Annotated in this window: 25 protein-coding genes, 1 tRNA gene and 1 pseudogene; 12 read left to right on the forward strand and 15 right to left on the reverse strand. The window is 71.3% G+C overall.

Annotation, left to right across the window (positions count from 1 at the left end):
- Nucleotides 1–40: 40 nt before the first annotated feature.
- Nucleotides 41–1270 carry a serine protease gene (locus tag EAD98_RS15305; RefSeq protein ID WP_121654730.1) on the reverse strand — a complete coding sequence of 410 codons (1230 nt, stop codon included), beginning with the start codon at nt 1268–1270 and terminating at the stop codon, nt 41–43.
- A 306-nt stretch (nt 1271–1576) separates the two neighbouring features.
- On the opposite strand from EAD98_RS15305, the gene EAD98_RS15310 reads away from it, so the two are divergent.
- Together EAD98_RS15310 and EAD98_RS15315 are read left to right on the forward strand one after the other, a co-directional pair.
- Nucleotides 1577–1649: transfer RNA gene (locus EAD98_RS15310), tRNA-Arg, on the forward strand.
- 67 nt (nt 1650–1716) lie between these two features.
- The gene (locus EAD98_RS15315; RefSeq protein WP_121654731.1) at nt 1717–2181 is read left to right on the forward strand and encodes a hypothetical protein; all 465 of its coding nucleotides are present in this window, start codon (nt 1717–1719) and stop codon (nt 2179–2181) included.
- 229 nt (nt 2182–2410) lie between these two features.
- Here EAD98_RS15315 and EAD98_RS15320 read toward each other — a convergent pair whose 3' ends face one another.
- Nucleotides 2411–3604 carry a hypothetical protein gene (locus tag EAD98_RS15320; RefSeq protein WP_233583839.1) on the reverse strand — a complete coding sequence of 398 codons (1194 nt, stop codon included), beginning with the start codon at nt 3602–3604 and terminating at the stop codon, nt 2411–2413.
- A 437-nt stretch (nt 3605–4041) separates the two neighbouring features.
- On the opposite strand from EAD98_RS15320, the gene EAD98_RS15325 reads away from it, so the two are divergent.
- Nucleotides 4042–4527: a hypothetical protein gene (locus tag EAD98_RS15325; protein WP_121654733.1), complete on the forward strand. Its 486-nt coding sequence runs from the start codon at nt 4042–4044 to the stop codon at nt 4525–4527.
- A 76-nt stretch (nt 4528–4603) separates the two neighbouring features.
- Here the strand turns inward: EAD98_RS15325 and EAD98_RS15330 are convergent, their stop codons facing one another.
- From EAD98_RS15330 to EAD98_RS31780, 4 genes and pseudogenes are all read right to left on the reverse strand, one after another.
- On the reverse strand, nt 4604–5362 hold the full coding sequence (locus EAD98_RS15330; protein WP_121654734.1) for a hypothetical protein: 759 nt from the start codon (nt 5360–5362) through the stop codon (nt 4604–4606).
- A 228-nt stretch (nt 5363–5590) separates the two neighbouring features.
- Nucleotides 5591–6190: a ClpP family protease gene (locus EAD98_RS15335; protein WP_121654735.1), complete on the reverse strand. Its 600-nt coding sequence runs from the start codon at nt 6188–6190 to the stop codon at nt 5591–5593.
- 400 nt (nt 6191–6590) lie between these two features.
- Nucleotides 6591–6824: pseudogene (locus EAD98_RS15340) on the reverse strand (helix-turn-helix domain-containing protein); the annotation flags it as partial.
- Between the two features lie 113 nt (nt 6825–6937).
- Nucleotides 6938–7072 (reverse strand): hypothetical protein, encoded by a 135-nt coding sequence (locus EAD98_RS31780; protein WP_255421226.1) that lies wholly within the window; start codon nt 7070–7072, stop codon nt 6938–6940.
- A 205-nt stretch (nt 7073–7277) separates the two neighbouring features.
- Here EAD98_RS31780 and EAD98_RS15345 point away from each other — a divergent pair, with 205 nt between their 5' ends.
- Nucleotides 7278–8291 (forward strand): TrkA family potassium uptake protein, encoded by a 1014-nt coding sequence (locus EAD98_RS15345; RefSeq protein WP_121654736.1) that lies wholly within the window; start codon nt 7278–7280, stop codon nt 8289–8291.
- Between the two features lie 22 nt (nt 8292–8313).
- Here EAD98_RS15345 and EAD98_RS15350 read toward each other — a convergent pair whose 3' ends face one another.
- The gene (locus tag EAD98_RS15350; protein ID WP_199723419.1) at nt 8314–8802 is read right to left on the reverse strand and encodes a MarR family winged helix-turn-helix transcriptional regulator; all 489 of its coding nucleotides are present in this window, start codon (nt 8800–8802) and stop codon (nt 8314–8316) included.
- An 82-nt stretch (nt 8803–8884) separates the two neighbouring features.
- Here EAD98_RS15350 and EAD98_RS15355 point away from each other — a divergent pair, with 82 nt between their 5' ends.
- Nucleotides 8885–9529, forward strand: a complete 645-nt coding sequence (locus EAD98_RS15355; RefSeq protein WP_233583837.1) for an FMN-dependent NADH-azoreductase — start codon at nt 8885–8887, stop codon at nt 9527–9529.
- 462 nt (nt 9530–9991) lie between these two features.
- Nucleotides 9992–11755 carry a trypsin-like serine protease gene (locus EAD98_RS15360; RefSeq protein WP_158609801.1) on the forward strand — a complete coding sequence of 588 codons (1764 nt, stop codon included), beginning with the start codon at nt 9992–9994 and terminating at the stop codon, nt 11753–11755.
- A gap of 120 nt (nt 11756–11875) precedes the next feature.
- On the opposite strand, the gene EAD98_RS15365 is transcribed toward EAD98_RS15360, so the two are convergent.
- From EAD98_RS15365 to EAD98_RS15375, 3 genes are all read right to left on the reverse strand, one after another.
- Nucleotides 11876–12910 (reverse strand): 2-oxoacid:ferredoxin oxidoreductase subunit beta, encoded by a 1035-nt coding sequence (locus EAD98_RS15365; protein WP_121654740.1) that lies wholly within the window; start codon nt 12908–12910, stop codon nt 11876–11878.
- Nucleotides 12903–14750 (reverse strand): 2-oxoacid:acceptor oxidoreductase subunit alpha, encoded by a 1848-nt coding sequence (locus EAD98_RS15370; RefSeq protein ID WP_121654741.1) that lies wholly within the window; start codon nt 14748–14750, stop codon nt 12903–12905. The genes EAD98_RS15365 and EAD98_RS15370 overlap by 8 nt, the downstream gene beginning before the upstream one ends.
- 376 nt (nt 14751–15126) lie before the next feature.
- Nucleotides 15127–16593 carry a hypothetical protein gene (locus EAD98_RS15375; RefSeq protein WP_121654742.1) on the reverse strand — a complete coding sequence of 489 codons (1467 nt, stop codon included), beginning with the start codon at nt 16591–16593 and terminating at the stop codon, nt 15127–15129.
- A 129-nt stretch (nt 16594–16722) separates the two neighbouring features.
- On the opposite strand from EAD98_RS15375, the gene ndhC reads away from it, so the two are divergent.
- Entirely contained in the window at nt 16723–17100 is a 378-nt protein-coding gene (gene ndhC, locus EAD98_RS15380; protein WP_121654743.1) for an NADH-quinone oxidoreductase subunit A, read from the forward strand.
- 67 nt (nt 17101–17167) lie between these two features.
- Here ndhC and folP read toward each other — a convergent pair whose 3' ends face one another.
- Entirely contained in the window at nt 17168–18037 is an 870-nt protein-coding gene (folP, locus tag EAD98_RS15385; RefSeq protein WP_121654744.1) for a dihydropteroate synthase, read from the reverse strand.
- 155 nt (nt 18038–18192) lie between these two features.
- Between folP and EAD98_RS15390 the strand changes: the two genes are divergently transcribed.
- From EAD98_RS15390 to EAD98_RS15405, 4 genes are all read left to right on the forward strand, one after another.
- Entirely contained in the window at nt 18193–18807 is a 615-nt protein-coding gene (locus EAD98_RS15390; protein ID WP_121654745.1) for a DivIVA domain-containing protein, read from the forward strand.
- Nucleotides 18804–19301, forward strand: coding sequence for an SRPBCC family protein (locus tag EAD98_RS15395; RefSeq protein WP_121654746.1), 498 nt, complete (start codon nt 18804–18806; stop codon nt 19299–19301). The genes EAD98_RS15390 and EAD98_RS15395 overlap by 4 nt, the downstream gene beginning before the upstream one ends.
- 102 nt (nt 19302–19403) lie before the next feature.
- Complete coding sequence (locus tag EAD98_RS15400) at nt 19404–19985, forward strand: DNA-3-methyladenine glycosylase I (RefSeq protein ID WP_121654778.1); 582 nt, start codon at nt 19404–19406, stop codon at nt 19983–19985.
- 13 nt (nt 19986–19998) lie between these two features.
- A complete protein-coding gene (locus tag EAD98_RS15405) occupies nt 19999–20622 on the forward strand; it encodes a hypothetical protein (RefSeq protein ID WP_121654747.1) in 624 nt (207 codons plus the stop codon).
- Here EAD98_RS15405 and EAD98_RS15410 read toward each other — a convergent pair.
- Genes EAD98_RS15410 through EAD98_RS15425 form a run of 4 tightly spaced genes read right to left on the reverse strand, consistent with a single transcriptional unit; the run spans nt 20619 to nt 24848 of the window.
- Entirely contained in the window at nt 20619–21860 is a 1242-nt protein-coding gene (locus EAD98_RS15410; protein WP_121654748.1) for a DUF1501 domain-containing protein, read from the reverse strand. The two genes, EAD98_RS15405 and EAD98_RS15410, sit on opposite strands and share 4 nt — an antisense overlap.
- Before the next feature lie 16 nt (nt 21861–21876).
- The gene (locus EAD98_RS15415; RefSeq protein WP_121654749.1) at nt 21877–23175 is read right to left on the reverse strand and encodes a DUF1800 family protein; all 1299 of its coding nucleotides are present in this window, start codon (nt 23173–23175) and stop codon (nt 21877–21879) included.
- 58 nt (nt 23176–23233) lie between these two features.
- On the reverse strand, nt 23234–24025 hold the full coding sequence (locus EAD98_RS15420; protein WP_121654750.1) for an enoyl-CoA hydratase/isomerase family protein: 792 nt from the start codon (nt 24023–24025) through the stop codon (nt 23234–23236).
- A 4-nt stretch (nt 24026–24029) separates the two neighbouring features.
- Nucleotides 24030–24848, reverse strand: coding sequence for a PaaX family transcriptional regulator C-terminal domain-containing protein (locus tag EAD98_RS15425; protein WP_121654751.1), 819 nt, complete (start codon nt 24846–24848; stop codon nt 24030–24032).
- A 190-nt stretch (nt 24849–25038) separates the two neighbouring features.
- On the opposite strand from EAD98_RS15425, the gene EAD98_RS15430 reads away from it, so the two are divergent.
- On the forward strand, nt 25039–25206 hold the full coding sequence (locus tag EAD98_RS15430; RefSeq protein ID WP_007455245.1) for a DUF3117 domain-containing protein: 168 nt from the start codon (nt 25039–25041) through the stop codon (nt 25204–25206).
- The last annotated feature ends 12 nt before the right edge of the window (nt 25207–25218 follow it).

Genomic DNA, 25218 nt, shown 5'->3' on the forward strand with positions numbered 1-25218 from the left:
GCGCATCAGCGCCCCGACGGCCCGACGTCGTCAGCCGTGGTCAGCCGTTGTCGATCAAACTGGCGATCTCGTTGTAGATGAGGTGTGCCTTCGCGCCCTGGTTCGACGGGCAACCACCGAGGTGGTGCAGGGCGATCACGCGGTGGCTGGCGTTCAACACCGGCGAGCCCGAGTTGCCGCCAGAGGTGTCACAGCTGTAGCTGATGTTCCAGGTGTTGTAGTTCGCGTTCCGTACGGTGCAGTTCGCGCCGTTCTGGGTGTCCTCGTAGATCGACAGTCGCTTCGGGCTGCCGTCGCCGTGCCCCGGAACGTACATCCGCGTGCCGGTGGTGGTGGCGGTCGTCGCCAGGTACAGCGTGCCGTACGTCTGGATGTTGGCGAAGTTGTTCACCGAGTAGAGGGTGTAGTCCAGTTGGTTGGAGCCGCCGCTGCTCACCTTGTAGAGGGTGGCGCCGCTGACCTTGGTGCCGGCGCCGGGGTTCGAGCCGCCACAGGTCGCGCACTGGTAGTTGAACTGCATCTCGCTGCCGCTGACCGCGGACTGGGTTGAGAAGCAGTGCTTGTTCGTCAGCATGCGGTTGGTGTTGCCGACCCGCCAGGTGGTGCACAACCCACCGCCGCTGATCAGCAGCCGCGCCACCGCCCTGCCCCGGGCGTACTCGTTGGGGTGGCTGGTCTGGTAGCAGACCACGTCGCGACGGGCGTCGGTGCTGCAGACCGACTGCGTGGTGAAGTTGTGCTGCGCGATCTCCGCGCGGTCGTAGCCGCGCCAGAACCGGTCGATGGTCGCGGCGCTGCTGCGGGAGGCGCGGGTGCTGCGCAGCGTCACCACCGCGGTGTCGCCCTCCACCGACATCGCCCAGAAGCCCGGTTGCCCGTCGGTGGTGTAGTCCGCGCCGGTCGCCCGGTTCAGGTAGCGGTCGTACCGGTAGCTCTCCCGGCCGTCGGGGCTCGACACCGTCACGTAGTCGCCGTGCGCCAGGCGCAGTGAGCTGAAGTGCACCTTGACGTACGACGCGCCGGGGTGGCGGATGATCTGCGTCCCGCCGTCCTGGGCGTAGGACAGCGAGCCGTTGATGGTCCGGAGTTCACCGACCGTGGTGACGCCCTCGGCCGAGAACTGCTCGGATTCGGGTGCCCGCTCGGAGTGCGGTGCGAGAGGTTGAACCGAGTACGCCTCGGCGGCCGGTACCGACAGCAGACTCAACCCGAGGGTGCCGGCGCTGAGCGCGACCGCCACCGTTCGTAGGCGGCGCAGGGCATGTTTCATCGTCGCTCCTCCCCAGGAACCAGCACCCAGACGTGCTTGCAGACTTCATACCCGAAGCCAACGAGACATGCAAATCTATCTATCTTATATTGATCTACGAGGCCCACGTCGGCTCGTCCCACGGGGCGGATCAGGCTGAAGCGCGTCGTTTTCGACCGCGTTCCCGTCGGTGGGGTCGTCGGGTTGTGCTGCCGCCGGCGCGCGGGTGGCCGTCGCCAGGCCCCGCCGACCGGGTCGGCGCAGGTCGAAGCGGGTGGCTCCCTGCCAACGCGGGTCGACGGGCAGGTCGCTAAACTGGGCGCTCGCGCCCTCGTAGCTCAGGGGATAGAGCATCGGTTTCCTAAACCGTGTGTCGCAGGTTCGAATCCTGCCGGGGGCACTTCGAAGATCAGCGAAATGCCAGCTGACCATGGAATTGTCGGACCGTGGTGCCAGCCTCTGGAGGCATGAAGCCCCTCGCCGTCCACTGCGCCGCCCTGAGCATCTCCTATGGCTTCTTCCTGCTGCGGGATGTGTGGTGCGATGCCGGCGACGACAACGAGTCGCGCCGAGACGCGCAGGGCCAGGTAGCCGGCGGTTCCACGTACCAGATCAGCGTCCCAGCCTCCTCGTATCCGCCCGAGATCGGTCTTGAGCTACGGGTCTGGGCCAGCGAGCCCGCGCCGGACAGAGGCTTCTGGGACGGATGTCGACAGCTTGAGCTGCACTGCCCTACCGGAGAGTTGGTCGTCGAGTTGATCGCCGCCGGAGGGGCGGCGGTGATCGCGCTTCCGCAGGGAGTCGGCGTCTACGGCGTCCGGGTCCACCGGAGGCAGGCCGACACCGAGGAGTTCCTCATCGAGCTGTGGTGGCGGACGCCGCTGCCGCCAGCCGACGATGACGAGGACTTCTACGGCGATCTGTGGACCTGACCGGTCAGGACAGGGTGTAGGTGTCTTCGATGGCGGCTGCCTGGCATCAACAGGTCAGCGGCCCGCGGGCGCAGTGGCGGGGTCGTCATGCTGGCATTGGCGTGCCCGAGACGACGTGCTGCCACCAGGACGCCGTGCGAGTCAGCGACTCAACTCGCGTGCCGGAGGGCCCGGTGGCGACGGCATGGCCGGCCGACGCCACCGAGCCCTCGCTGTCACCGTTAGTTGGTCACCCCAGGTACTTGGACACGACGCCGGCGTCGATGACCGCCTCTTCGCCGCTGGTGAGCGTGACCCAGTCGCTGTGGCCGTACCTGTTGGAGCCGCCGGTCTCGTTCAGGTAGTAGACCAGGTCGGAATCGGGCGAGGTGATGAAGCTGTACGGGTCGCGTACGTAGAACTCGGTCCGGTAGGTGCCCGGCCGCACCTGGGCGGTGTACGTGCCGTCCGGGTTCACGGTGGCCACCGCACCGAAGCCCTGGCCGCCCACCACGATCTGGTAGATGCCCTGTTCGCCGGGGGGTGCACCGGGCTCGCCGGCGTCCCGGACGTTGTCCCGGTCGCTGTCGACCCAGACGACGCCCCGTACGGTCGCCGGCTGGAGGACGGTCACCCGGGTGCGCAGGGTGTTGTTGTCCAGGGTCGTCTCGGTCGAGCTGGTCGACAGGGTGGCGGTCAGGTCGAGCACGTCGCCGGGGTTCGCGCCCGAGATGGTGGCCGCGATGTCGAGTCCGGCGCTGTTCTCGCCCGGGCGCAGCGGCCCGTGGGTGCAGCGCCAGCCCGGCTGGCCTCCGGCGAGGTCGTCGCCGTAGTCACAGGCCCAGCCCTCGTTGCTCTCGCTGTACCGAACGGCGCCGGTGGGCAGCGGCACGGTGACGGTCAGGTCGCCGGAGGGGGAGGTCCCGCTGTTCGACACGTACGAGCTGAGGCCGAACACCTCACCATCGATCAACTCGTGGTCGCTCGACTCGCTCACGAACCCGACGTCCACCGTGCCGGGTATGTAGCGCAGGCTGGCCTGACCGGTGTTGTTGGCGGTGGACGACTCGCGACCGCCGGTGGCGGTCGCGCTCACCAGGATCTCGTTGCCGACCGTGCCGGCGTCCACGCCGAACGGGATGCGCAGCGGCTCTGCCGTCGCACCAGCCGCGAGCGGCGCGTGGGTGCAGGTGGCAGGGGCCTGGAAGGTGCACCGCCAGCTGGGTGGGACCGAGAAACCGTCGGTGAACCAGGTGCCGTTGGGCAGGGACAGAGCCAGGGTGACGTCCTCGCTGGCCCTGGCGCCGGCGTTGTGGAGGCCAACCGTCAGGGCGGACGAGCCGCCGGTGTCAGGAACCTCGGTGGAGTCGAGGCTCGCGGTGACAACCAGGTCGGCCCGGGCAGGTGCCGCGCTGGCGGGGGCCGCGCCGAGCAGACCCACCATGGTCACTGCCAGTGAACTCCCCGCGAGCGCACTGAGCCGGACGAGGCGGTGTCCAGAGGTTGCAGACATCGGATCCTTCCGTCGGAGGGATGACTCCGGGTCGACAGACCCGGCCGGGACAACAAATTCCTGTTGTCCGTCTGCTGAGCGCTACAAGATCAAGCCTCGTTACACCGCTTGGGGGAGGCCACTGATCGACGGTGATGGCATGTCCACGAAGGAGTGTGAACACCGCAGAAGTCGAATGCCCAACGACCGGACCGACAACCTTCATGTGCATGTCCTTCGATGGAAGTGACGCCAACCCACAACTGGCAGGCGTGCGGTCTTGAACAGGGCCGTCAGCGGGTGATTGGGTACGGAGCACGCTCGCCTGACCGGACCGAGCACGCGCCGCCCGCTCGGCGCGGCGGCCCCGCCAAACCAAGGACGTCGCCATGTTGTTTCTCGTGTTGCTTCTCGCCGCGCTGGCCGGGGCCGCCGCCGCGGTGGTCCTCGCCGTTCGCGGGTTCGTCGCGGCGTTCCGGAGAGGAGGGCGCTCCCGGGCCGGTTGGCTGCGGGTGGCGGCGCTCCTCGCCGGTGCCGGCACCATCGCCGTCTACACGTGGGGACTTCTCCACCTCGGCGTCGCGGTGCTGCAGGCGGAGGACGGTGGAGCCGGGTCCTCCCCGATCCAACCGTGTCGGGAAGGCGGGCCGCAGTTGGCGAGTCAGGTCACCGGGTACGGAGTCAGCTACCTGCCGCTCCGTTTCGAATGCCACCTCGGCCGTGGCGGCACGTACATCACATCGTCCGTGCCGGGGTACGTCAACCAGGCCGCGGGGGCCCTCGGACTGGTCACGGCCGTGTGTGGGGTCCTCGCGACCACGACGGCAAAGCGCGCCCGGCCGCCGGTCGCGCACGCGGCCGATCGCGACAACTGATCGCGGCGACGGTGTTCCCCGCCGGAAACGGTCGGTGCCCTCCGGATCATCCGGAGGGCACCGCTTTCCACCAGGGTCAGAGGAACTTGTACATCTCCGCGGAGGCCGCCTCGGTCTCGTTGGCGGGCGGCGCGCTCACCGAGACCTTCTCGCCGAAGCCGCTCATGCGCATGTCGGTGACCAGATCACCCACGGTCTTCGTGGCGATCGTGTAGGACAGCGCGGTGAGACGGCCGTCGGCGTCGACGGTCGCTTCGAACGGGATCGCCTTCGGGTCCTTCGCCAGCTTCGCCGACGACTCCAGGCCCTCGCGCATGCCGCCATCGGTGCTGGCGGCCTCGGCCGCCTTGCCCAGGTCGGCGGTACCGGTGTAACGGCCGCCGCCCACCTCCTGCGCGGACACGACGCCGCCGATGAGGCCGGTCTGCGCCTTGATGTCGAAGGACTGGCGCAGCGTGCTGGTCGGCCGGAGCTTGGTGAGGTCGATCTTCATCCACGGCTTCTCGCCCTCGAGCGAGTCCGACTTGATGTAGGCGGCGTCGCCGATCAGGCGGGCCTCCATCGGCTCCGGAGCGTTGCCGGTCACCTGGACCACCCGGGAGGCGGGATCCATCTTTCCACTGAGGGTGATCGATTGGGTGCCGGCCTTCACCGAGGCGTCCATGGTGACGGTGCCGCCGAGGCTGCGATCCATGGCCTGCCGGATGGTGGTGACCGGGTCGGCCTTGGACGCGGCGGCTGGGGGTGCGGCGGAGTCGCCGCCGGAGTCGGTGCCGCAGCCCGCCACGAGGGCGGCGAAGAGGGCGATCGAAAGGGTTGGGATCAGTCGACGCATAGACGTGACCCTAACGGACAGCCGCTGGCCTATTTGCCCGGGCATCAACCCTCCCGCGATTCACGTCTGTCTGTGTAACGAGAAACCGTGGAAATGCGCTACGCCTCGCCAGCCAGCCTATTCCCACCGGTGGGAATAGGCTCCGACGTATCGGGGCCGGCACTACTCGGGCCCGTACGTGCCTGGTCGGACGCGGATCGAGGGGGCCGCGTCCGGCACTGGCACGGGTCAGTCCGTGGGTAGCTGCTCGGCCCGGGCGAGCACGTGATCGATCAGGCCGTACTCCAGGGCCTGTTCGGCGGTGAACCAGCGGTCCCGGTCCCAGTCCCGCTGGATCTCGGCCAGGGTCCGTCCACTGTGCTGTGCGATCAGCTCCTGCATGGTCCGCTTCACGTGCAGCATGTTCTCCGCCTGGATGGTGATGTCCGAGGCGGTGCCGCCCATCCCGCCGGACGGCTGGTGCATCATGATCCGCGAGTGCGGCAGCGCGTACCGCTTGCCGGCCGCGCCCGCGCAGAGCAGGAACTGCCCCATCGAGCCGGCGAACCCCAGCGCCAGCGTGGCCACGTCGTTGCGGACGTAGCGCATCGTGTCGTAGACCGCCATCCCGGCGCTCACCGAGCCGCCCGGCGAGTTGATGTAGAGGTAGATGTCCCGCTCGGCGTCCTCGGCGGCGAGCAGCAGGATCTGGGCGCAGATCTGGTTGGCCGACTCCTCGGTCACCTCGGTGCCGAGGAAGACGATCCGCTCCCTCAGCAGCCGCTCGAACACCTGGTCACCGAAGGACGGCTGCCCGCCGTCCAGCATCCGCACGCCATTCTCGATCATTCGTAGCCGCCCTCCGCCGCGCCGGCGGGCGGCGGGACCGCCCGGTGAACCGGCCCCTCCAGCGTGCGTGCGGCGACGGTGGCTGGCCCAGGGATTCTGCCGGCGGCAGATCCGCCGACGGCAGAACCGGCGCGACCTACGCGGCGGTCAGTGCCCGCGCGCCCAGCCGGGCGCGTGAACCACCGGACGGAGCGGCGGTACGCGGACCGGGGCGCGAGCCACCGGCGGTGGCCGTCGTGCCGACGTGCAGGACCGACCCGCTCTCGGCTGGCTCCCGGTGCAGGACCAGCCCGCCGGTGCGTGGGCCCACCAGCAGGGTGGCGTTGCCGGTGTCGTGGCGGGCCACCTCGACCCGCTCGAGTCGGGTCAGCATCGCCCGCGGTGTGACCGGCAGGCGGGGCTCGACGCGGCGCATGTCGTCGCGGGCCTCACCGAGCAGGTCGGAGAGGCTGATGCCGAGCGCCCGGCAGATCGCCGCGAGCACCTCCGAGGAGGCCTCCTTGCGGCCCCGCTCGACCTCCGACAGGTAGGGCACGGACACGCCGGCCGACTGGGCCACCTCGCGCAGCGTGCGGCCCTGACGCTGACGGTGGCGGCGCAGCACTCCGCCGATCACTCGTCGCAGCAACGACATGCGGGCCTCACTCTCGCGGTCGTCGGCCGGGGACACCCCCATCATGCCTGTTGCCGGCCGTGCTGGCCGCCCGGTACGGGCCCGCGCCGAGTCGCCGGCGCGGGCCCGCAGCCTCATCGGCGCAGGTGGGTGTGCCATTCGGCCGGTTCGGGCACGAGCGTGACCGCCCGGAACAGGGCCCGGGTGCCGCCAGCGGGCAGCAGCGCGTGGTCGTCGATCGCCACGGTCGCCCCGTCGACGTCGTACACGGTCAGCGACTCGTTGCCACCCTGCCCGCCGAACCGCGCCGGGTGCCCATCGACCGTAGTGTTCGGGTCGACGGTTCGTCGTTGTCGCCCGGTAGTCGGGCCCGGTTCCGTGATCGGTTGCCCGGTCGGCCACCCCGGGCCGGTGGTTGCGCCGTACCGGCTATGTTGTGGGCGTGCAGGCGACGGTGGCGGAGCAGGTCCGACGGTGATCCATTTCCCTGCGCAGCGCCGGGGCCCGCTGAGCGCGCTGAGCCTACGGCTGGCCGCCGCCCTGGGCCTGGTCCTGGCCGTGGTCAGCGCGGTCTACCTGGACCGGGACGGCTACCGCGACGTCAACGAGGACGGCCTGACGCTGCTCGACTGCTTCTACTACGCGGTCGTCTCGCTCTCCACCACCGGCTACGGCGACATCACCCCGGCCGCGCAGTCGGCCCGGCTGGTCAACGTCCTCTTCGTCACGCCCGCCCGGGTGTTCTTCCTGATCATCCTGGTCGGCACCACCCTGGAAGTCCTGACCGAGCAGTACCGGACCGGCCGTCGCCTGTCGCGGTGGAGGAGAACCGTGAAGGACCACGTCATCATCTGCGGCTACGGCACCAAGGGCCGCAGCGCGGTCTCCGCCCTGATGGAGAACGGCCTGGACCGGTCGAGGATCGTGGTGGTGGAGCGCAGCACCGCCGCCCTGCGGCAGGCCACCTCGGCCGGGCTGGTCGCCATCGAGGGCTCGGCGACCCGGTCGTCGGTGCTCAACGAGGCGCACGTACGGAACGCGAAGGCCGTGATCATCGCGACCGACAGTGATGACGCGTCGGTGCTTGTCGCGCTGACCGTACGGCAGCTCACCGCCGGTCAGGTCCGCATCATCGCGGCCGCCCGGGAGGCGGAGAACGCCCCGCTGCTCAAGCAGAGCGGCGCGCACCACGTGATCGTCTCCTCGGCCACCGCGGGTCGCCTGCTCGGTCTCTCCACCTCGGCGCCGCCGCTCATCGACGTGGTGGAGGACCTGCTCACCCCGGGTCAGGGCATGGCGCTGGCGATGCGTTCGGCGGAGCGGGACGAGGTAGGTCGTTCGCCCCGTGAGCTGGAATCCCTGGTCATCGCCCTGGTGCGGCGAGGCAAGGTGGTCACCCTGGCCGACCGGGCCGGCGCGGTGATCGAGACCGGCGACATGCTGGTGCACGTCCGCGACGACCGCCCCCAGTCGACCTCGGCGGTCTGAGCCGCCCGTCGCAGCAGCGGCGTCAGCGGTTGTCGGCGGGCGACGTGTCCTCCAGGATCACCGCTTCGCAGGCGATCGTCGTCCCGCTGGCAGCCCGCCGGAGCAGTTGGTAGAGCGTCTCCCGTGCGTCGGGCTCCAGTGCCCCCAACACCTCGTTCTCGGCGGTGGCGAGGGCGCACTCGGCCTCGTTGAGGCGTTTTGCCCCGTCATCGGTCAGTTCGACGACATGCCGGCGGCGATCCTCGGGCGAGCGCCGCCGCTCGATCAGCTGCATCGACTCAAGGTCGTTGAGCAGCCCGACGATGTTGGTGCCGTCCATGGACAGGGTGCTGGCGAGCGCCTGCTGGCTGGTGCCGCCGCCGTCCCGCAACACGGTGAGCGCGACCAGATGCCGGGGCCGCAGGCCGAGCGGCGTCAGCACCGACTCGGACCGCAGCCGCATGCGCCGGGCCAGATGGTCCAGCAGCGGGCCTGAGCGGTGCTCCGAGGAGTCGAGCGGCGCGGCGGACATGTGACCCAGTCTACCGAGCCCGGGGAACATCGGCCTGCTATAAATAGTTGGTGCTGCACAGACGATCTCCGGAAGGGAAATAATGCATCTCCTGCATATCGACTCGAGTATCCGCGGTGAGTGGTCCGTCAGCCGACGGCTCACCGCCCGCGCCGTCGCCGTCTGGCAGGCGGCCCACCCCGACGGCAGCGTGACGTACCGGGACCTGGGCACCGAGCCGCTGCCGCACCTGGACGCGGCCGGCGGCCTGGCCCGGATGACGCCCCCCGACCAGCACACCCCTGCGCAGCGCGAATCCTGGGAGCTCAGCGAGCAGCTGGTCCACGAGGTGAAGCAGGCCGACGTGGTGCTGCTCGGGCTGCCGCTCTACAACTACGGCGCGCCCAGCAGCGTCAAGGCCTGGGTCGACCACCTGATCGTGCCGGGCCTGGCGTACGACCCGGCGTCCATGGAGGGGCTGCTCGGCGGGCGGGAATTCGTCGTGCTGGCCACCCGTGGTGGCGGCTACGGCGAGGGCACGCCTCGCAACGGCTGGGACCACGCCGAGCCGTGGCTTCCGCACGGCCTCTCGCAGACCGGCCTGGAGCCGCGCTTCATCAGCACCGAGCTGACACTCGCCCCGTCGGTCCCGGCGATGGCCGAACTGATCCCACTGCACGAGGCGAGCCTCGCGGCAACCGAGAAGGAGATCGACAACCTCTGGCTGCCGGCTTCCGCGCAGCGCTGACCGGAGCTTCCCGTTCGGACGGTGGCTGGCCGTTCCGCATCGAAAGGCCAGCCACCGCCCCTCCGGCACCCACGTTCGACTGGCCGGAGGCTGCCAACGTGCAGATCGCACGTGCTCCCGCCGATGATCCTTCGAGCTGCACGATTCGACCCCTAGGCTGAGCGAAGCTCCTCTATTTGGAGCTTCTTTCGTCCCGGGATGCTTGCTACGGTGTGGCGGCTTGGAACTGCCAATGGGGTCGCCGTAGCGAGTGTTCGGCGCGGTGTCGTTGGCGCAGGCACGACGGGGGCAACACTTTTCGCACGGGGCCATCGCTCCCGGCGTCGATCGTGCTCTTCCCGTCCGGTCGGACGCATCTCATCCGGGCCGTTCCGAGCGCCTCGTTAATCGAACGACGGGAAGCAATCAGTGGCTGAAGTGGCAACATCCGCAGGAGCCCGACGGCGGTGGTACGCCGGTGTCGTGGCGGCCCTCGCTCTCACGGGCGCAGCGGCCGTCGCACCCGCGACCAGTGCTCAGGCCGCCCCCACCGGGGGTGGCGTGTACGACGCGGCGAGCAGTTCGCAACCGGACCGGTTCAACAAGCTGCCGAACCTGCGCAAGGGGAAGCTCACGCTTCCCGAGCCGGGTGCCAAGGGCCGGGTGTTCGAGTCCGGCTCGATTGCGTCTCCCAAGGTCTTCCAGGGAAGCCTGGCGAGCGCCTCCGAGTTTCCGTACATCGTGGGCATCATCACCAGCTTCCAGGAAGATGGGGAGTCCTACTTCTACTGGTGCACCGGCACGATCATCGCCCCCAACAAGGTGCTGACGGCCGCGCACTGCACCGCCGACGGGCCCGGCACCACGCGGGTCCTCGCCGGCAAGGACCGGCTGTTCGACAGCAACGGTCAGATCATCCCCGGCAGCGGTTACGTCGCCGAGGTCAGCTCGACCTGGACCCACCCGAGCTGGAACATCGCCCAGCAGTACCAGGACCCCTACGCTCCGATCCTGGACGACGTCTCGGTCCTCACGCTCAAGCAGAACCTGCCCAGCGCGTACACCCCGGTGGCGCTGAGCGCCCAGGGCGACCAGAGCCCGTACGCCGCCGGCACCTCGGCCCAGATCGCGGGCTACGGCGTCACCGCGTCGGACGACGCGGTGATGGACAGCCGGCTGCGCAAGGCGACCGTCCCGATGCGGTCCAACGCGGACTGTGCGGCGGTTGCTGGCACGTTCTACCGCTCCGACCGGATGATCTGTGCCGGTTCGGGCACCGACAACACGCCGAGCAGCGACACCTGCGGGGGTGACTCGGGAGGTCCGCTGCTCGTCAACGGGGTCCAGGTCGGTATCACCGACTGGGGCTTCGAGCCGTGCGGCTCGTCCCCGGGTTACTACGAGCGGCTGAGCTACTACAGCAACGCCGTCAAGGCGGACCTGACCCGGCCGAAGCTGATCAACGCCGACTGGTCCGGCGACGGGCACACCGACCTGATCGGTCGGGACAGCGCGGGCAACCTCCAGCTGTACTACGGCAGCGGCTTCTCCAACGACGGTAGCGGCGGCTTCTACGACAAGAAGAAGATCAACGCGGGGTGGTCCGGTTTCACCCGGGTCTTCCGGGTCTACAACTGGAACGGCGACAACAAGCCGTCCATCATGGCCATGAAGCCGACCGGTGAGCTGTTCATCTACGACTCCGACGGCGCGGGCAACTTCGTCGGCGGGGCCCGGAAGATCGGCAGCGGGTGGGCGGGTTTCACCGCTCTCATGGTGACGAACAACTGGCTGGGCAACAACCGGCCGAGCCTGATGGTCCGCAAGTCCAACGGCGACCTGATCCGCTACACCAGCAACGGTGCGGGCGGCTGGGAGAACCCGTCGGGCACCCGGATCGGCACCGGCTGGAACGGGTTCAACCTGTTCCTCACCCCGGGCGCCTGGAAGGGTGACGGGCTGGAGGTGCTGATCGGCCGCACCTCCACGGGCGTGCTGAAGATGTACCAGTCCAACGGCGCGGGCGGCTGGACCAACCCGTCCGGCACCCAGATCGGCAGCGGCTGGGCCAACTACAAGAACATCATGGTTCCGGGGGACTGGAGCGGCGACAACATGATGGATCTGTTGGGCGTCAACAGCAGTAACCAGATGCGTCTGTACACCACCAACGGCTACGGCCAGTGGCTCGACGCGAGCGGCAAGGTTATCTCCAGCGGTTGGGGCGGCTTCAACCCGATCTTCTGATCGGGGCTGCGCCACCGCGAACGGAAAGGGCCCGCAACCGGATCGGTTGCGGGCCCTTCTCGTCGTGTCTGCAGCTCCGGGCGGTCGGTCCGGCGCGCTGCGCCACCGCCGCCGCGAGGGTCAGAGGATGGTCCAGGTGTCCCCGCTGCCCAGCAGCCCGGCGAGCTGTTGCTCGGGGGTCTCGGTGACCTTCGCACGCGCTGCGGCGAGCTGCTCCTGCACCACGCTGTCGTAGGAGGGGCGGTCCACCGAGCGGAACACTCCGATCGGGGTGTTCCGCAGGTCCAGGCCGGGCAGCCGGGACAGCGCGAACGCGTACGCCGGGTCGGCCACCGTCGCGTCGTGCACGACGATCTCCTCCGGGCGGACCGAGCTGGTCTCCCGGACCTCCAGGCCGAACCCGCCCGGGGGGTGCACCACGCAGAACCGGCCGTCGGCGCCGAAGGTGATCGGCTGCCCGTGCTCCAGGCGGATCAGGTAGTCGTCCCGGGTGGCCGGATCCTTGAGCTGGTCGAACGCCCCGTCGTTGAAGATGTTGCAGTTCTGGTAGATCTCCACGAACGCGGAGCCCTGGTGCTCGGCGGCGGCCCGCAACACCGACTGCAGGTGCTTGCGGTCGGAGTCGATGGTCCGACCGACGAAGCTGGCCTCCGCGCCGAGCGCGAGGGAGAGCGGATTGAACGGGGCGTCCGCCGAACCGGCCGGGGTCGACTTGGTGACCTTTCCGACCTCGGAGGTGGGCGAGTACTGCCCCTTGGTCAGCCCGTAGATCCGGTTGTTGAACAGCAGGATCTTGAGGTTGACGTTGCGCCGTAGCGCGTGGATCAGGTGGTTGCCGCCGATGGAGAGCGCGTCGCCGTCACCGGTGACCACCCAGACCGACAGGTCGGGCCGGGACACCGAGAGACCGGTCGCGATCGCCGGGGCGCGGCCGTGGATCGAGTGCATCCCGTACGTGTTTATGTAGTACGGGAACCGGGAGGAACAGCCGATGCCGGAGACGAAGACGGTCCGCTCCCGGGGAATGTTCAGCTCCGGCATGAACTGCTGGATGGCCGCCAGGATCGCGTAGTCGCCGCAGCCGGGGCACCAGCGCACCTCCTGGTCGGACTTGAAGTCCTTGGCGGTGAGCTTGAGGGCGACGGGCTCAGACATTCTTCAGCACCTCTTCCAGCGTCGTCTCCAGCTCCGTGGACGTGAACGGCAGGCCGCGGACCTGGTTGTAGCTGATGGCGTCGACCAGGTAGCGGGCCCGGATGACGTGGGCGAGCTGGCCCAGGTTCATCTCCGGGATGACCACCCGGTCGTAGGAGCGCAGGACCTCGGCCAGGTTGGCGGGCATCGGGGCCAGGTGCCGCAGGTGCGCCTGGGCGATGGACAGGCCCCGCTGGCGGAGCTGCCGGCACGCCGCACCGATCGGCCCGTACGTCGAACCCCAGCCGAGCACCAGCACGCGGGCGTCGCCGTCCGGGTCCTCCACCTCGATGTCCGGCACCGGGATCGTCTCGATCCGGGCCGCCCGGGTGCGCACCATGAAGTCGTGGTTGGCCGGGTCGTAGGAGATGTCGCCGGTCTTGTCGGCCTTCTCCAGGCCGCCGATCCGGTGCTCCAGACCCGCCGTGCCCGGGATCGCCCACGGCCGGGCCAGGGTCTCCGGGTCGCGCAGGTAGGGCAGGAAGGTGGTGCCGTCGTCGCCGTTGGGCTTGGTGGCGAACTCCACCCGCAGGTCGGGCAGCGACTCCACGTCGGGCAGCAGCCACGGCTCCGAGCCGTTGGCGACGTAGTTGTCGGACAGCAGGATCACCGGAGTGCGGTAGGTCAGCGCGATCCGGGCCGCCTCCAGCGCGGCGAAGAAGCAGTCCGACGGCGACCGGGGCGCGATCACCGCGACGGGCGCCTCGCCGTGCCGGCCGTAGAGCGCCATGTTGAGGTCGGCCTGCTCGGTCTTGGTCGGCATGCCCGTGGACGGGCCGGCACGCTGCACGTCCACGATCACCAGCGGCAGCTCCAGCGCCACCGCGAGGGAGATCGTCTCGCTCTTGAGCGCCACGCCGGGGCCACTGGTGGTGGTCACCCCGAGCGACCCGCCGTACGACGCGCCCAGCGCCGCGCCGACCGCCGCGATCTCATCCTCCGCCTGCATGGTGAGCACGCCGAAGCGCTTGTGCTTGCTCAGCTCGTGCAGGATGTCCGACGCCGGCGTGATCGGGTACGCGCCGAGGAAGACCGGCAGCCCGGAGCGGACGCCAGCGGCGACCAGACCCAGCGAGAGCGCCGCGTTGCCGGTGATGTTGCGGTAGGTGCCCGGCGTCATCTTCGCCGGCTTGACCTCGTACCGGACCGCGAAGTCCTCGGTGGTCTCGCCGAAGTTCCAGCCGGCCTTGAACGCGGCCACGTTCGCCGCGACCAGCTCGGGACGGGCGGCGAACTTGCGCTCCAGGAAGCGCAGCGTCGACTCGTACGGCCGGGAGTACATCCACGAGAGCAGGCCGAGGGCGAACATGTTCTTCGACCGCTCGGCGTCCTTCTTGGACACGTCGTACGCGGCGAGCGCGCCGACGGTCATCGAGGTCAGCGCCACCGGGTGCACGACGTACCCGGCCAGCGAGTCGTCGTCCAGCGGGCTGGACTGGTAGCCGACCTTGGCCAGGTTGCGCCTGGTGAACTCGTCGGTGTTGACGATGATGTCCGCGCCGCGCGGCAGGTCGGCCAGGTTGGCCTTGAGCGCCGCCGGGTTCATCGCCACCAGCACGTTGGGCGCGTCGCCCGGGGTGAGGATGTCGTAGTCGGCGAAGTGCACCTGGAAGCTCGACACGCCGGGCAGTGTGCCGGCAGGTGCCCGGATCTCCGCGGGGAAGTTGGGCAGCGTGGAAATGTCGTTGCCGAGCTGCGCCGTCTCCGAGGTGAACCGGTCGCCGGTCAGCTGCATGCCGTCGCCGGAGTCACCGGCGAACCGGATGACCACCCGATCGAGTTGACGGATCTGCTTGGTCACTGTGCCACCTTCGTTCGCGACTGCGGGGCCCGCAAAACCGACTCACTCCTCGCGCTCACGCCTGCACCTCGCTTCGCTGCGCGCGGTCGCGCGGGCGGCTGAACCTGATGGTGACCTCGCCTTGCCCGGCCACGGGACCTCCTTGACGCAACGCCGCACCGCACCGCTCCAGGCTGGTCCGGTCCGCTGTCGTTCCTCACCTGAGAGCCTACGTCGAACAGACCCCCGGCCCTCCCCGGAGGTCCGCCGACTGGGACCGGATCCGGTTGAGAATTGCACCGTATTGCGACGTTTCACCCAGCCCGCCGTAATCCAGATCACCGTCGACGTCGCGCCATCGGCCCGCGCCGGGGTGGTGGACGGCCGGTGTGGCCGGTCAGTCGGTGGGGACCGTGGGCGGGTCGGTGAGCCGGCGACGCAGCGAGGTGGTCGCCAGCGTGAGGGCCAGCACCACCAGCAACGCGGAGACCGCGATCAGGAGAACCGCCGTGCGCTGCACCGAGGTCATCCCGGCATCGTCGCCGGAGCCGCCGGCGGGGAGCACGCCCTGCGAGCCGGTGGGCGCGGGCGGGGAGACCACCGGGGTGGCCAGCGCGGCAGCCGCGGTGATCCGGAAACTCATCTGCACCCGCCGGGTGGGGCCGCTGCGCGGGTCGAGTTGCCCGATCACCGCGCCGGACAGCGGCGCCTCCCGCTGGGCCTGCGGTGTCGCCTCCACCGGCAGCCGCAGTTCGACGGCGCTGCCCGCCCGCACCGGGCCGGTGTCGCACCGGGTCCGGGTCGGGTCGATCGCCACGCAGCCCTCCGGTGGGGCCGGCACGCTCACCCCGGCCGGAAGGACCACCTCGACCCGGCCGGCCGCGTCCACCGTGCCGGTGTTGCCCAGCCGCACCGCGAGGGTGCTCGCCGCGCCGCTGATGTCGAAGCTCACCTCGTCGGCGGCCAGCGAGATCCCGGGCACCGGTGGACCCGGCGGGAAGAGCACCGCGAAGCCCTGGTCGTCGGCGGCCTCACCGGCGACTCCCGGTGCGTTCGCGGTGACCCGCACGGAGCCGCTGAGGGGCATCTGCTTCCACGCGGTGCCGGCGACCCGCAACCGGAGCAGGCTGCTGAAGCGTGCGCCCGCCTCGGCCGTCCAGGCCCCGCAGCGGTACGCGCCGCCACCGGTGGCGGTGCAGCCCTTCGTTCCGGCGTCGGTCAGCCCGGCGGGCAGGGTGTACGAGAGCCGGATCAGCTGGGCGGTGGTGCCGGTGTTCGTCACCGTGACCCGCAGCGTGGCGGCGGTGCTGGCCGCGTTCCAGTACGCGCCCGTGAGGGTGACGTCCTCGGTGGTGACCTGCACGCCGAGTGGGTTCGGCGGCGGCGCCTCCTGGCCCGGTGCCGGCGGACGGACCGGGGGAGCTGACGGCGCCGGGGGCGCTGGAGGCGCTGGAGGCGCCGGGGGCCCGGGCGTGGGCGGCCGGGTGGTGCTGCTGCTGCCCGGTGCGGGCGCGGTGGTGGTCGGTGCCGGCGGCACGTCCGGCGCGGTGGTCTGCGGGGCCGGTGGCGTCGTCTCCGGCGGCGGTGCGGTGGTCTCCGGGGCCGGGTCGGTCGGCGGCGGATCGCCGCCCGGCTCCTCGGTCGGGGTGGGCTCCTCGGCCGGGGTGGTCTCGGGGCCCGGCGCGGGTTCGGTCGCCGAGTCCGTCACCGCAGCGACCGGGGTGGCGTCCGGCACTGCCGCGCCGGCCCAGGCCGGTGCCACGGCGAGCGCCGCGAGCAGGCCGAGCACGAGCGAGATCGCCAGCAGGGGCGTGGGACGCCCCGCAGCCCCCCGAGGGACGGGCGGAACCTGCACGCTGGCCATCTGACCTCCGGTGACATGGGTGGGGGTCCAGTATTCGGTAACAGTTGCCTTGGAGCACTAGTCCCATTTGGAAACAAATCCGTAACGTGTTCGGGACGGCCGTTCCGGGGGGACGGTAGGCTGCCGGACGTGACCGGTTACCTGGGCTCGTACGCGACGCTCGGGCTCCTGCTGCTCGCCAGCGTCCTCTTCTTCGTTACGGCGTTCTCGGCCAACCGAGTGTTACGTCCCGCCCGTCCAGCGGAGCCGCACGGCAAGCGGACCAGCTACGAGTGCGGGCTCGACCCGGTCGGCGCGGACTGGGCGCAGATGCAGATCCGCTACTACGTCTACGCCTACCTCTACGTCCTCTTCGCGGTCGAGGCGGTGTTCCTCTTCCCCTGGGCGGTGGTCTTCGACCGGCCGGGCTTCGGCCTGGTCACGGTGGTGGAGATGGCGGTGTTCGTGGGGGTGCTCGCACTGGGCATCCTCTATGCCTGGCGTAGGAACATCCTGCGCTGGACCTGAGCCCCCGGGCCTCCGGCGATCGTGCCGGTCCGTCCGGCCGTTCGCGGCCGGTTGTCCGGACGAGCGGTCAGGCCAGGCCGCGACGGGTCGCCGCGGGCGGCCGGTCACCGCGGATCGAGGCCACCATGTCCAGCACCCGGCGGGTGGGCGCGACCTGGTGGGCCCGGAACACCCGGGCACCGAGCCAGGCCGAGATCGCCGTCGCGGCGAGCGTCCCCTCCAGCCGTTCGGCGACCGGCAGGTCGAGCGTCTCGCCGATGAAGTCCTTGTTGGAGAGCGCCACCAGCAGCGGCCAGCCGGTCCCGGTCAACTCGTCCAGCCGACGGGTGATCTCCAGGGAGTGCCGGGTGTTCTTGCCGAAGTCGTGAGCCGGGTCGATCAGGATGCCGTCGGGGCGTACCCCCGCGGCCACCGCGCGCTCGGCGAGCCCGGTCACCGTCGCGACCACGTCGGCGACCACGTCGTCGAAGGCGGCCCGGTGCGGCCGGGTCCGGGGGACCAGCCCGCCGGCGTGCGAGCAGACCAGCCCGGCGCCGGTCCGCGCGGCCACCCGGGCGAGCGCCGGGTCGGCGCCCGACCAGGTGTCGTTGAGCAGGTCGGCCCCGGCCGCCACGGCCTCCACCGCCACCTCCGCGCGCCAGGTGTCGATGGAGATGACCACCTCCGGGAACGCGGCCCGGACGGCGGCGATGGTGTCCACCGTGCGCCGGATCTCCTCGGTGACGTCCACCTCGGCGCCGGGCCCGGCCTTCACCCCGCCGATGTCGATGATCGCCGCGCCCTCGTCCACGGCCCGCTCGACCGCCCGCAACGCGCTGTCGGCGGCGAAGGTGGCGCCCCGGTCGAAGAACGAGTCCGGCGTGCGGTTGACGATCGCCATCACCACCAGCTCGCCGGGAGCGAAGGTCCGCCCACCCAGCCGAAGCGCCCCGGCCATGCCCGCCTCCTGAGAGTCCGCACCGTCGCCGCCGCGTCGGCCGGTCCCGACGCTAGCCGGTCGGCGGACCGGAACGCCGGGCGGCGTCGACGCCGATCGTGATCGAGGTGGGTGGTGGGCTCGCTCACGGCCGTGCGCCATGCCACGATCAGTGCATGGGTCAGCTTCTGCTCTTCCTGGTCGTGGCGTTGACCGTCGCGGCGGTGGTGTTCGGCGTGACGGTGCTGGTCACCGGCCGCGATCCGGGCCTGGTGCCCGCCGAGCCGGATTCGCAGGCCGTGGCGTTGCCGGCCAGCCGGCCGCTGCGCGAATCCGATGTGGGCGCGGTCCGTTTCGACACCGGGCTGCGCGGGTACCGGATGGCCCAGGTCGATCAGGCGATGCGCCGCGCCGCCTACGACATCGGCTACAAGTCGGAGCTGATCGGCGTGCTGGAGGCGGAGGTCAACGCGTTGCGTGCGGGGCGTATCGCCGACGCGGACGCGCTGCGCCAGGCCCGTGAGCAGTCCGCCGGCGTGGCTACGAACGAGGATGCGGCGGCTCAGCAGATCGAGCGGCCGGGCGACGACGCCGGGTCCGGCGTTACCCCGGTCGGCCCGGCCGGTGTCGGCCCGCTGCCCGGTGCCACGTCCTCCCCGGCGGACTCCGACGGGGTGGCTCCGGCCGCCGCGCAGGCCGATGACGAGCCGGCTGATGACAAGCCGGCCGACGGCGAGCCGGCCGACGGCACCGGACAGCACGGCGCGGTGGTTCGGTCGGAGTCGGCGTGACCGACCCGGGGGGCGGCGACGATCTCCGCGAGGCCGCCCAACCCGGCGCTGGCGAAGTGACCGCCACGGTGATCGTCAACGCCCCGGCGGAGCGGGTCTTCACCGCGCTGCTCGCCTGGGAACGCCAGTCCGACTGGATCCCGTTCACCCGGCTGCGGGTGGTCGAGGGCGACGGCCGTGAAGGCAGCCTGATCGAGGCCGTGACGGCGCTCGGCCCGCTGGTGCTGCGCGACGAGATGCGGGTGGTCCGGGTCGACGAGCCGTACGAGATCGGCGTGGTGCACTGCGGCCGGCTGCTGCGCGGCCCGGGGGTGCTGCGCTGCACCCAGATGGACCGGGCCCGCACCCAGGTGGTCTGGCACGAGTGGTTCCACCTGCCGGGCGGCCCGGCCGGCCGGCTGGCGTGGCCGGTGCTCTGGCCCGGCTCCAAGGTCAGCCTCACCCAGGCGCTGAAGAGGTTCGCCCGTCTGGTCGAGCAGGGCCAACTGCCCTGACCACGCCCCGCGGCGGCTGCCCGCCGGCGCGCGCGGGACACCACCTGCGGCCGGGCGGCCGGCGGCGCCGGGCTGTCGGTCCGATGGCCTAGCGTGTACGAGGTGAGTGACCTGGTGATCGGCGCCGACGGGCTGCCACGCTGCGCCTGGGGGTCGAGCACCCCCGACTACGCCGTCTACCACGACACCGAGTGGGGGCGGCCGCTGCACGGCGACGACGCGCTCTACGAGCGGATGACCCTGGAGGCGTTCCAGTCGGGCCTGTCCTGGCTGACCATCCTGCGCAAGCGCCCGGCGTTCCGGCTGGCCTTCGACGAGTTCCGGATTCCGACCGTCGCCGGCTACGACGACGCCGATGTGACCCGGCTGCTCGCCGACGCCGGCATCGTCCGCAACCGAGCCAAGATCGAGGCGGCGATCGCCAACGCCCGCGCCGCGCTGGAGCTGCCCGACGGCCTGTCCGCACTGCTCTGGTCCTTCGCCCCGGCGCCCCGGCCGGCCCGTCCCGCCTCGTTCGCCGAGGTCGCGCCGATCACCCCCGAGTCGACGGCGATGGCCAAGGCGCTCAAGAAGCGCGGCTTCCGGTTCGTCGGCCCGACCACCGCGTACGCGCTCATGCAGGCCACCGGCATGGTCGACGATCACATCGTCGGCTGCCACGTCACGCTGCCACCGACGGCGTGATGGGATGGCAGGCATGACGACCGAGACCGCGCACCGGGCCGGCGAGGCCGGCCACGTCGACGGGACGGGCACCTGGGCGCTGCTGCTGCCCGCCGAGCGGTACGAGGCCGAGCGGCTCGTGCACCACGACACGCTGGAGCTGACCGGGGTGACGGGCGTCAGCCGACCGGGCCCGGGTGATCAGGTGGCGGTGCTGGCCGACACGCCGCCCCGGCTGGTGGCGCTCGGCCGGGTCACCGCGCCGGCCCAACGGCACCGCGAAGACCCGGACGACCCGCAGTCGCCGGTCGAGCCCGGGACGCTCGTCGTGGCGTACACCCGGCGGGCCTTCGACGAGCCGGTGCCGGCCGACCGGCTGACGCTCGACGGGCCCCTCACCGCGCTGGACCCGGTGGCCTTCCGGGCGCTGGCCGACCGGCTCGGTCCGCCCCCGGCGCGGCGCACCTGGCTGGTCAGCCTCGACCTGCCGATCGAGGCCGGCACGCCGGCCGAGGCGGTCCGGCTCTTCTGGTCCTACGTGCAGGAGCTGGGGCCGCGTGAGCTGCCGGCCTTCGTGTCGCCCTCCGGGGACGAGCTGGCCATGCAGGCGTTCGTGCTGGGCGCGGAGGCCAACCAGGACCCGGAAGAGGACGACTAGAACAGGCCGTCCAGCCGCCCCCGCCAGTCGGCGAGCACCGAGCCCGGGTCGGTGTCCAGCACGCGCTCCAGCAGCGTGGCGTAGACGTCCCGGAAGTCGGTCGTGTACTTCAGGTCCCCGTCGTCGAGGTCGGTGAGGCTGGGCGGCGCGCCGTGCCAGCCGCCGCGCACTCCGGCGCCGAGCAGCAGCATGTCGGAGGCGGTGCCGTGGTCGGTGCCGTCCGAGGCGTTGGCCCGGACCCGGCGGCCGAACTCCGAGTAGACCGCCACCACCACCTTCCGGCCCGCCTCGGTCCGGCTCATCCGGTCCGCGAAGCCGGTCAGCGCCCGGTCCACCTGGCCGAGCAGGACGGCCTGCAACTGCTTCTCGTCGGCGTGCGTGTCGAAGCCGCCCAGGGACACCGAGAAGACCCGGGTGGACACCTGGGCCTCGACGCACTGCGCGACCAGGTCCAGCTGCGCGTCCAGGGGGGTCCGTGCCCCGCCGGTGGCCGTCGCCGGCGCCTGGTCGCCGTCCGGGTCCGCCGCGTCCGTCGCCGCGGAGTCACGGACGTGGCGGATCATCTCGTCCACCGAGCGCAGGTCGGCGAAACAGGCGGCGGCCCGGCTCCTAGCCGCCGACTCACCCGCCTCCGGCGCGGCGAACGCGGTCAGCGTCGCCGCTGGCAGCCCCTTGGCGGCCTTCCGGTCGGCCACGGGCACCGCGGCGCCCGCGCTCCGCGCCCCGGCCAGCAGCGGCGGCAGCGCCGGCTCGAAGGAGACCGCGAGCCGAGGGTCCCCGCCCGCCCCGTCCAGCCAGCGACCCAGCCAGCCGGTGTTGCCGGGCCGGTCCGGTTGTGCGGTGTGCCAGATGTCCATGGACCGGAAGTGGCTGCGGTCCGGCTTCGGGTAGCCGATTCCGCGCACGATCGCCAGCCCGCCGCCGGACCAGCGCTGGTGCAGGCCAGCCAGCGCCGGGTTGAGACCGAAGTCGTCGTCCAGCCGGCGCACCTCTCCGTCCGGGTACGCGAGCTCCGGGCGGGCCGCCCGGTAGGCCGGGTCGCCGTACGGGATCACGGTGTTCAGACCGTCGTTGCCGCCGTAGAGGGTGACCAGCACCAGCGTGCGGGACTGCGGATCGCGGTCCCCGGCGGTGTCCAGCAGGTCCCGCAGGCCGTAGGCGCCGGCCCCGGCGGCCAGTGCGCCCGCGCCGACCACTCCGCTCGTGAGCAGGAACTTCCGTCGGGTCAGGGTGTCCATCTGTCGACTCCTCGGCTCAGCTGACGGTGTACTCGGGACTGACCAGGCCTGCCGCGAGCAGCTTCCGGGGCTCGCCGGCCAGCGGGGCCAGGGCGGCCCGGGTCCGCGCACCCCATCCGTCCACGACCAGCAGCCGGGCCAGGGCGTCCGGCCGGCCGGCGGCGGGCGCGGCCGTCAGCCGTTCCAGCACCGCCGGCGTCACGGCGGCGGCCAGCATCCCGGCCATCCGGAGTCGGGCCTGCAACGACGAGGTGGTCAGCCAGGCGGCCCCGGCCGGCCAGCCGCCGACGCTGGGCGGCCGCAGCGGCACCTGGTCCAGCGCGTTCAGGCCGGCCAGCAGTTGTTTGCGTTGCTCCTCGCGCAGGGCGGAGGGCCGTACGCCGAGTTGCCGCAGCGCGCCGACGACCCACTCCACCGGCTGCTTGACCAGGGTGCCCCGGGTCTGCGCGAAGGCCGGCGAGGAGAACAGCGTGCGGAGGGTGGCGACGGTGTCCGCGCCGGCCAACCCGGCCGGCGCCGGGACGTCGGCGCCGGCGTAGCGGAACCAGAGCCGGCCCGCCACGAACGTCGCCGCCGCGGGCTGGGCGGACAGCAGCCCGGCGTACGCCTCGGCGTCGAACCGGCCGCTGTGCCCGAGGATGGTCTTCTCCCCGGAGTCGTGCCGGCGGGTCTCGAACCGGACGGTGCCGGTGCGCCGGTCCACGACCCAGCCGGTCAGCGCCCGCGCGCCGGCCTTCACGTCCGCCTCGGTGTAGCTGCCGATGCCGAGGGTGAACAGCTCCATCAGCTCGCGGGCCAGGTTCTCGTTCGGGGCCTTGCGGGTGTTCTTCTGCCCGTCCAGCCAGATGATCAGGGCCGGATCGCGCACCATCGCGGTGACCAGCGGGCCCAGCGGTCCCCGCCCGTGCCGGCGCAGCGTCTCCAACTGGCCGAGCATCACCCGCGCCGACTTGACCTTCTGGGCGCTGGTCGCCCAGTGCCCGTGCCAGAAGAAGAGCAGCTTCTCGCTCAGCCCGTCCTCGGCGGCCACCATCCGGTCCAGCCACCAGAGGGTCAACCGTTGCAGCTGCTCCCGGCGCTCCGCGTTCGCCTTCTGCCGCTGCTCGCGGCTCGATTCCCTGGTCAGCGCGGCGTACGGGTCCGGGGGCAACGCCGGGACCGGGGTGGCGGCCGCACCCCGGTCCGCCCGGTTCCGGTTCAGGAGGCCGGCCAGGGTGGCCTCCGGCCCGGCCCGCTCGGCCGCGTCCACCTCGTCGGCGGTCGGCCCGAAGGTGGCTCGGCGCAGCAGGTGCGCCACCGCTTCACGGTCGGTCATGTGGTCGACGCTAGGCGGCCCGTGTTCGAGGGCGGTAAGGGCGGGATCCGAATCGCGTTCAGTGTCCCTCGAAGACCGGTTTCTGCTTGGCGACGAAGGCGAGGGTGGCCGACCGGTGATCGGCGGTGGCACCGCAGATCGACTGTGCCTGCGCCTCGGCGGCCAGCGCGTCGGCGAGGGTGCCGGCGTCGGCGATGGAGAGCTGTCGTTTGATCGCCCCGTACGCGACGGTGGGGCCGGCGGCGAGGCGCGCGGCCAACTCCTGCGCGGTCGGCAGCACCTGCTCGTCGTCGTCCACCAGCCGGTTGAGCAGCCCCAGCCGGCAGGCCTCCTCGGCGCGTACCGGCTCGGCCAGCATCAGCAGCTCCACCGCCTTGGCGTGGCCGACCAGGCGCGGCAGCGTCCAGGACGCGCCGGTGTCGGCGGCGAGGCCGACCTTGGCGAAGGCCATCAGGAAGCTGGTGGTCGGGCCACCGATCCGGATGTCGGCGAGGAAGGCCAGCGACGCGCCCGCCCCGGCGGCCATCCCACGGACCGCGGCCACCACCGGCTTGGGCAGGTTGGCCAGTCGGGCGGCGATCGGGTTGTAGTGCGCCCGGACCGTGTCCAGCGGGTTGCCCGTACCGCTCTCCAGCGTCGACACGTGCTCGCGCAGGTCCTGACCGGCGCTGAACGACCCACCCGCGCCGGCAAGCACGACCGCCCGGCAGGACCGGTCGGTCTCCAGCTCCGCGAGAGTGTCCCGCAGCGCCTCCTTGAGCGCCACGTCGAGGGCGTTCATCGCCTTAGGCCGGTTCAGCGTGATGGTGACGACGGCGTCGGTCCGGTCGACCAGCAGCGGCTCGGTCACGTGTCTAACGACCCTTCTGTCGGACGATGCGGTTGCCGGCGTCGAGGCACTGCTCGACGTACCGGTCAGCGGCCGGACGCAGGCGGGCCGCGTGCCGGTCGAAGAAACTGGCCGCGGCGGTGCCGGGCCAGCGTTCGGGCAGCAGCGCCGGGGGCAGCTGCGGGTCCCGGAACAGGAACGTACGCCACGCGTGCACGAGCCGGAACCGGGCCGCGTACGCCTCCTCGTCGCTGCTGCGTGCGGTGACCGCGCCGAGCAGCGGGCGCTGGTCCGCGACGAACCGTTCGTAGGCGCGGCCGATCTCGCTCAGGTTCCAGGCTCGGCGGACCACGCCCATCGCGCCCGGGGTGCCCGCGAAGTGCGAGGCGGTGAACCGCTCGAATCGGACATTGGCCTCGGCGAGCAGCAGGTCGACGTCTTCAGCGGGCCGGGTGGCCACCCAGGTCTGCTCGTCCAGCGTGCCGTAGCCCAGGAAGCTGAGGTTGGCGGCGAGCCGCTGCCGGTCCCGCCGGGAGCCGGGAGCCTCCAGGACGAGCAGATCGAACCGGCCGTCCCAGCTGACCCGGCCGGTCCGGTAGATCCGGGCCGCCGCCTCGTCCAGTCGGCGGGCGGCTTTCGGTGTGATCGAATATCCCGGTCCGGACGCCAGCCGGAGCGGATCGAGCCAGCCCTGACGCACCATCCGGGACACGGCGGTGCGCACTGCGGGTGGCGCGATTCCCAACGGCGCCAATAGCTTGACCAGGGCGGCGACCGGTGCCCGGCCACCCCGCGGTCGGAGGTGGTCGCCGTACAGGTCGAAGAGTGCCGACCGTGCCTGCATGACCGCACATTGTGACAGGCCTTCTCAAGATAAGCTAGATGCTGTTACATCAATGCTGCTCCGGTTTGGGTCCGGCGGTGTTCATCAGGGAAAATCGTTGGTCGACACCCCCGCGACCGTTGCGGGTGGTCGTGACGAAGTGGCTGTGGGGCAACCCACCGACCCTGGTGTAGGTCTGAGGGGAGACAACATGGCGGCGATGAAGCCGCGGACGGGCGACGGTCCGCTGGAAGTCACCAAGGAGGGTCGGGGCATCGTCATGCGGGTCCCGCTGGAGGGCGGTGGCCGGCTCGTCGTCGAGATGACTCCCGACGAGGCCAACGCGCTCGGTGACGCGTTGAAGGCGGCCGCCGGCTGAGTGGGGACTGGT

It is taken from the genome of Micromonospora sp. CV4, from assembly GCF_003667455.1.
Taxonomy (GTDB): Bacteria; Actinomycetota; Actinomycetes; order Mycobacteriales; family Micromonosporaceae; genus Micromonospora.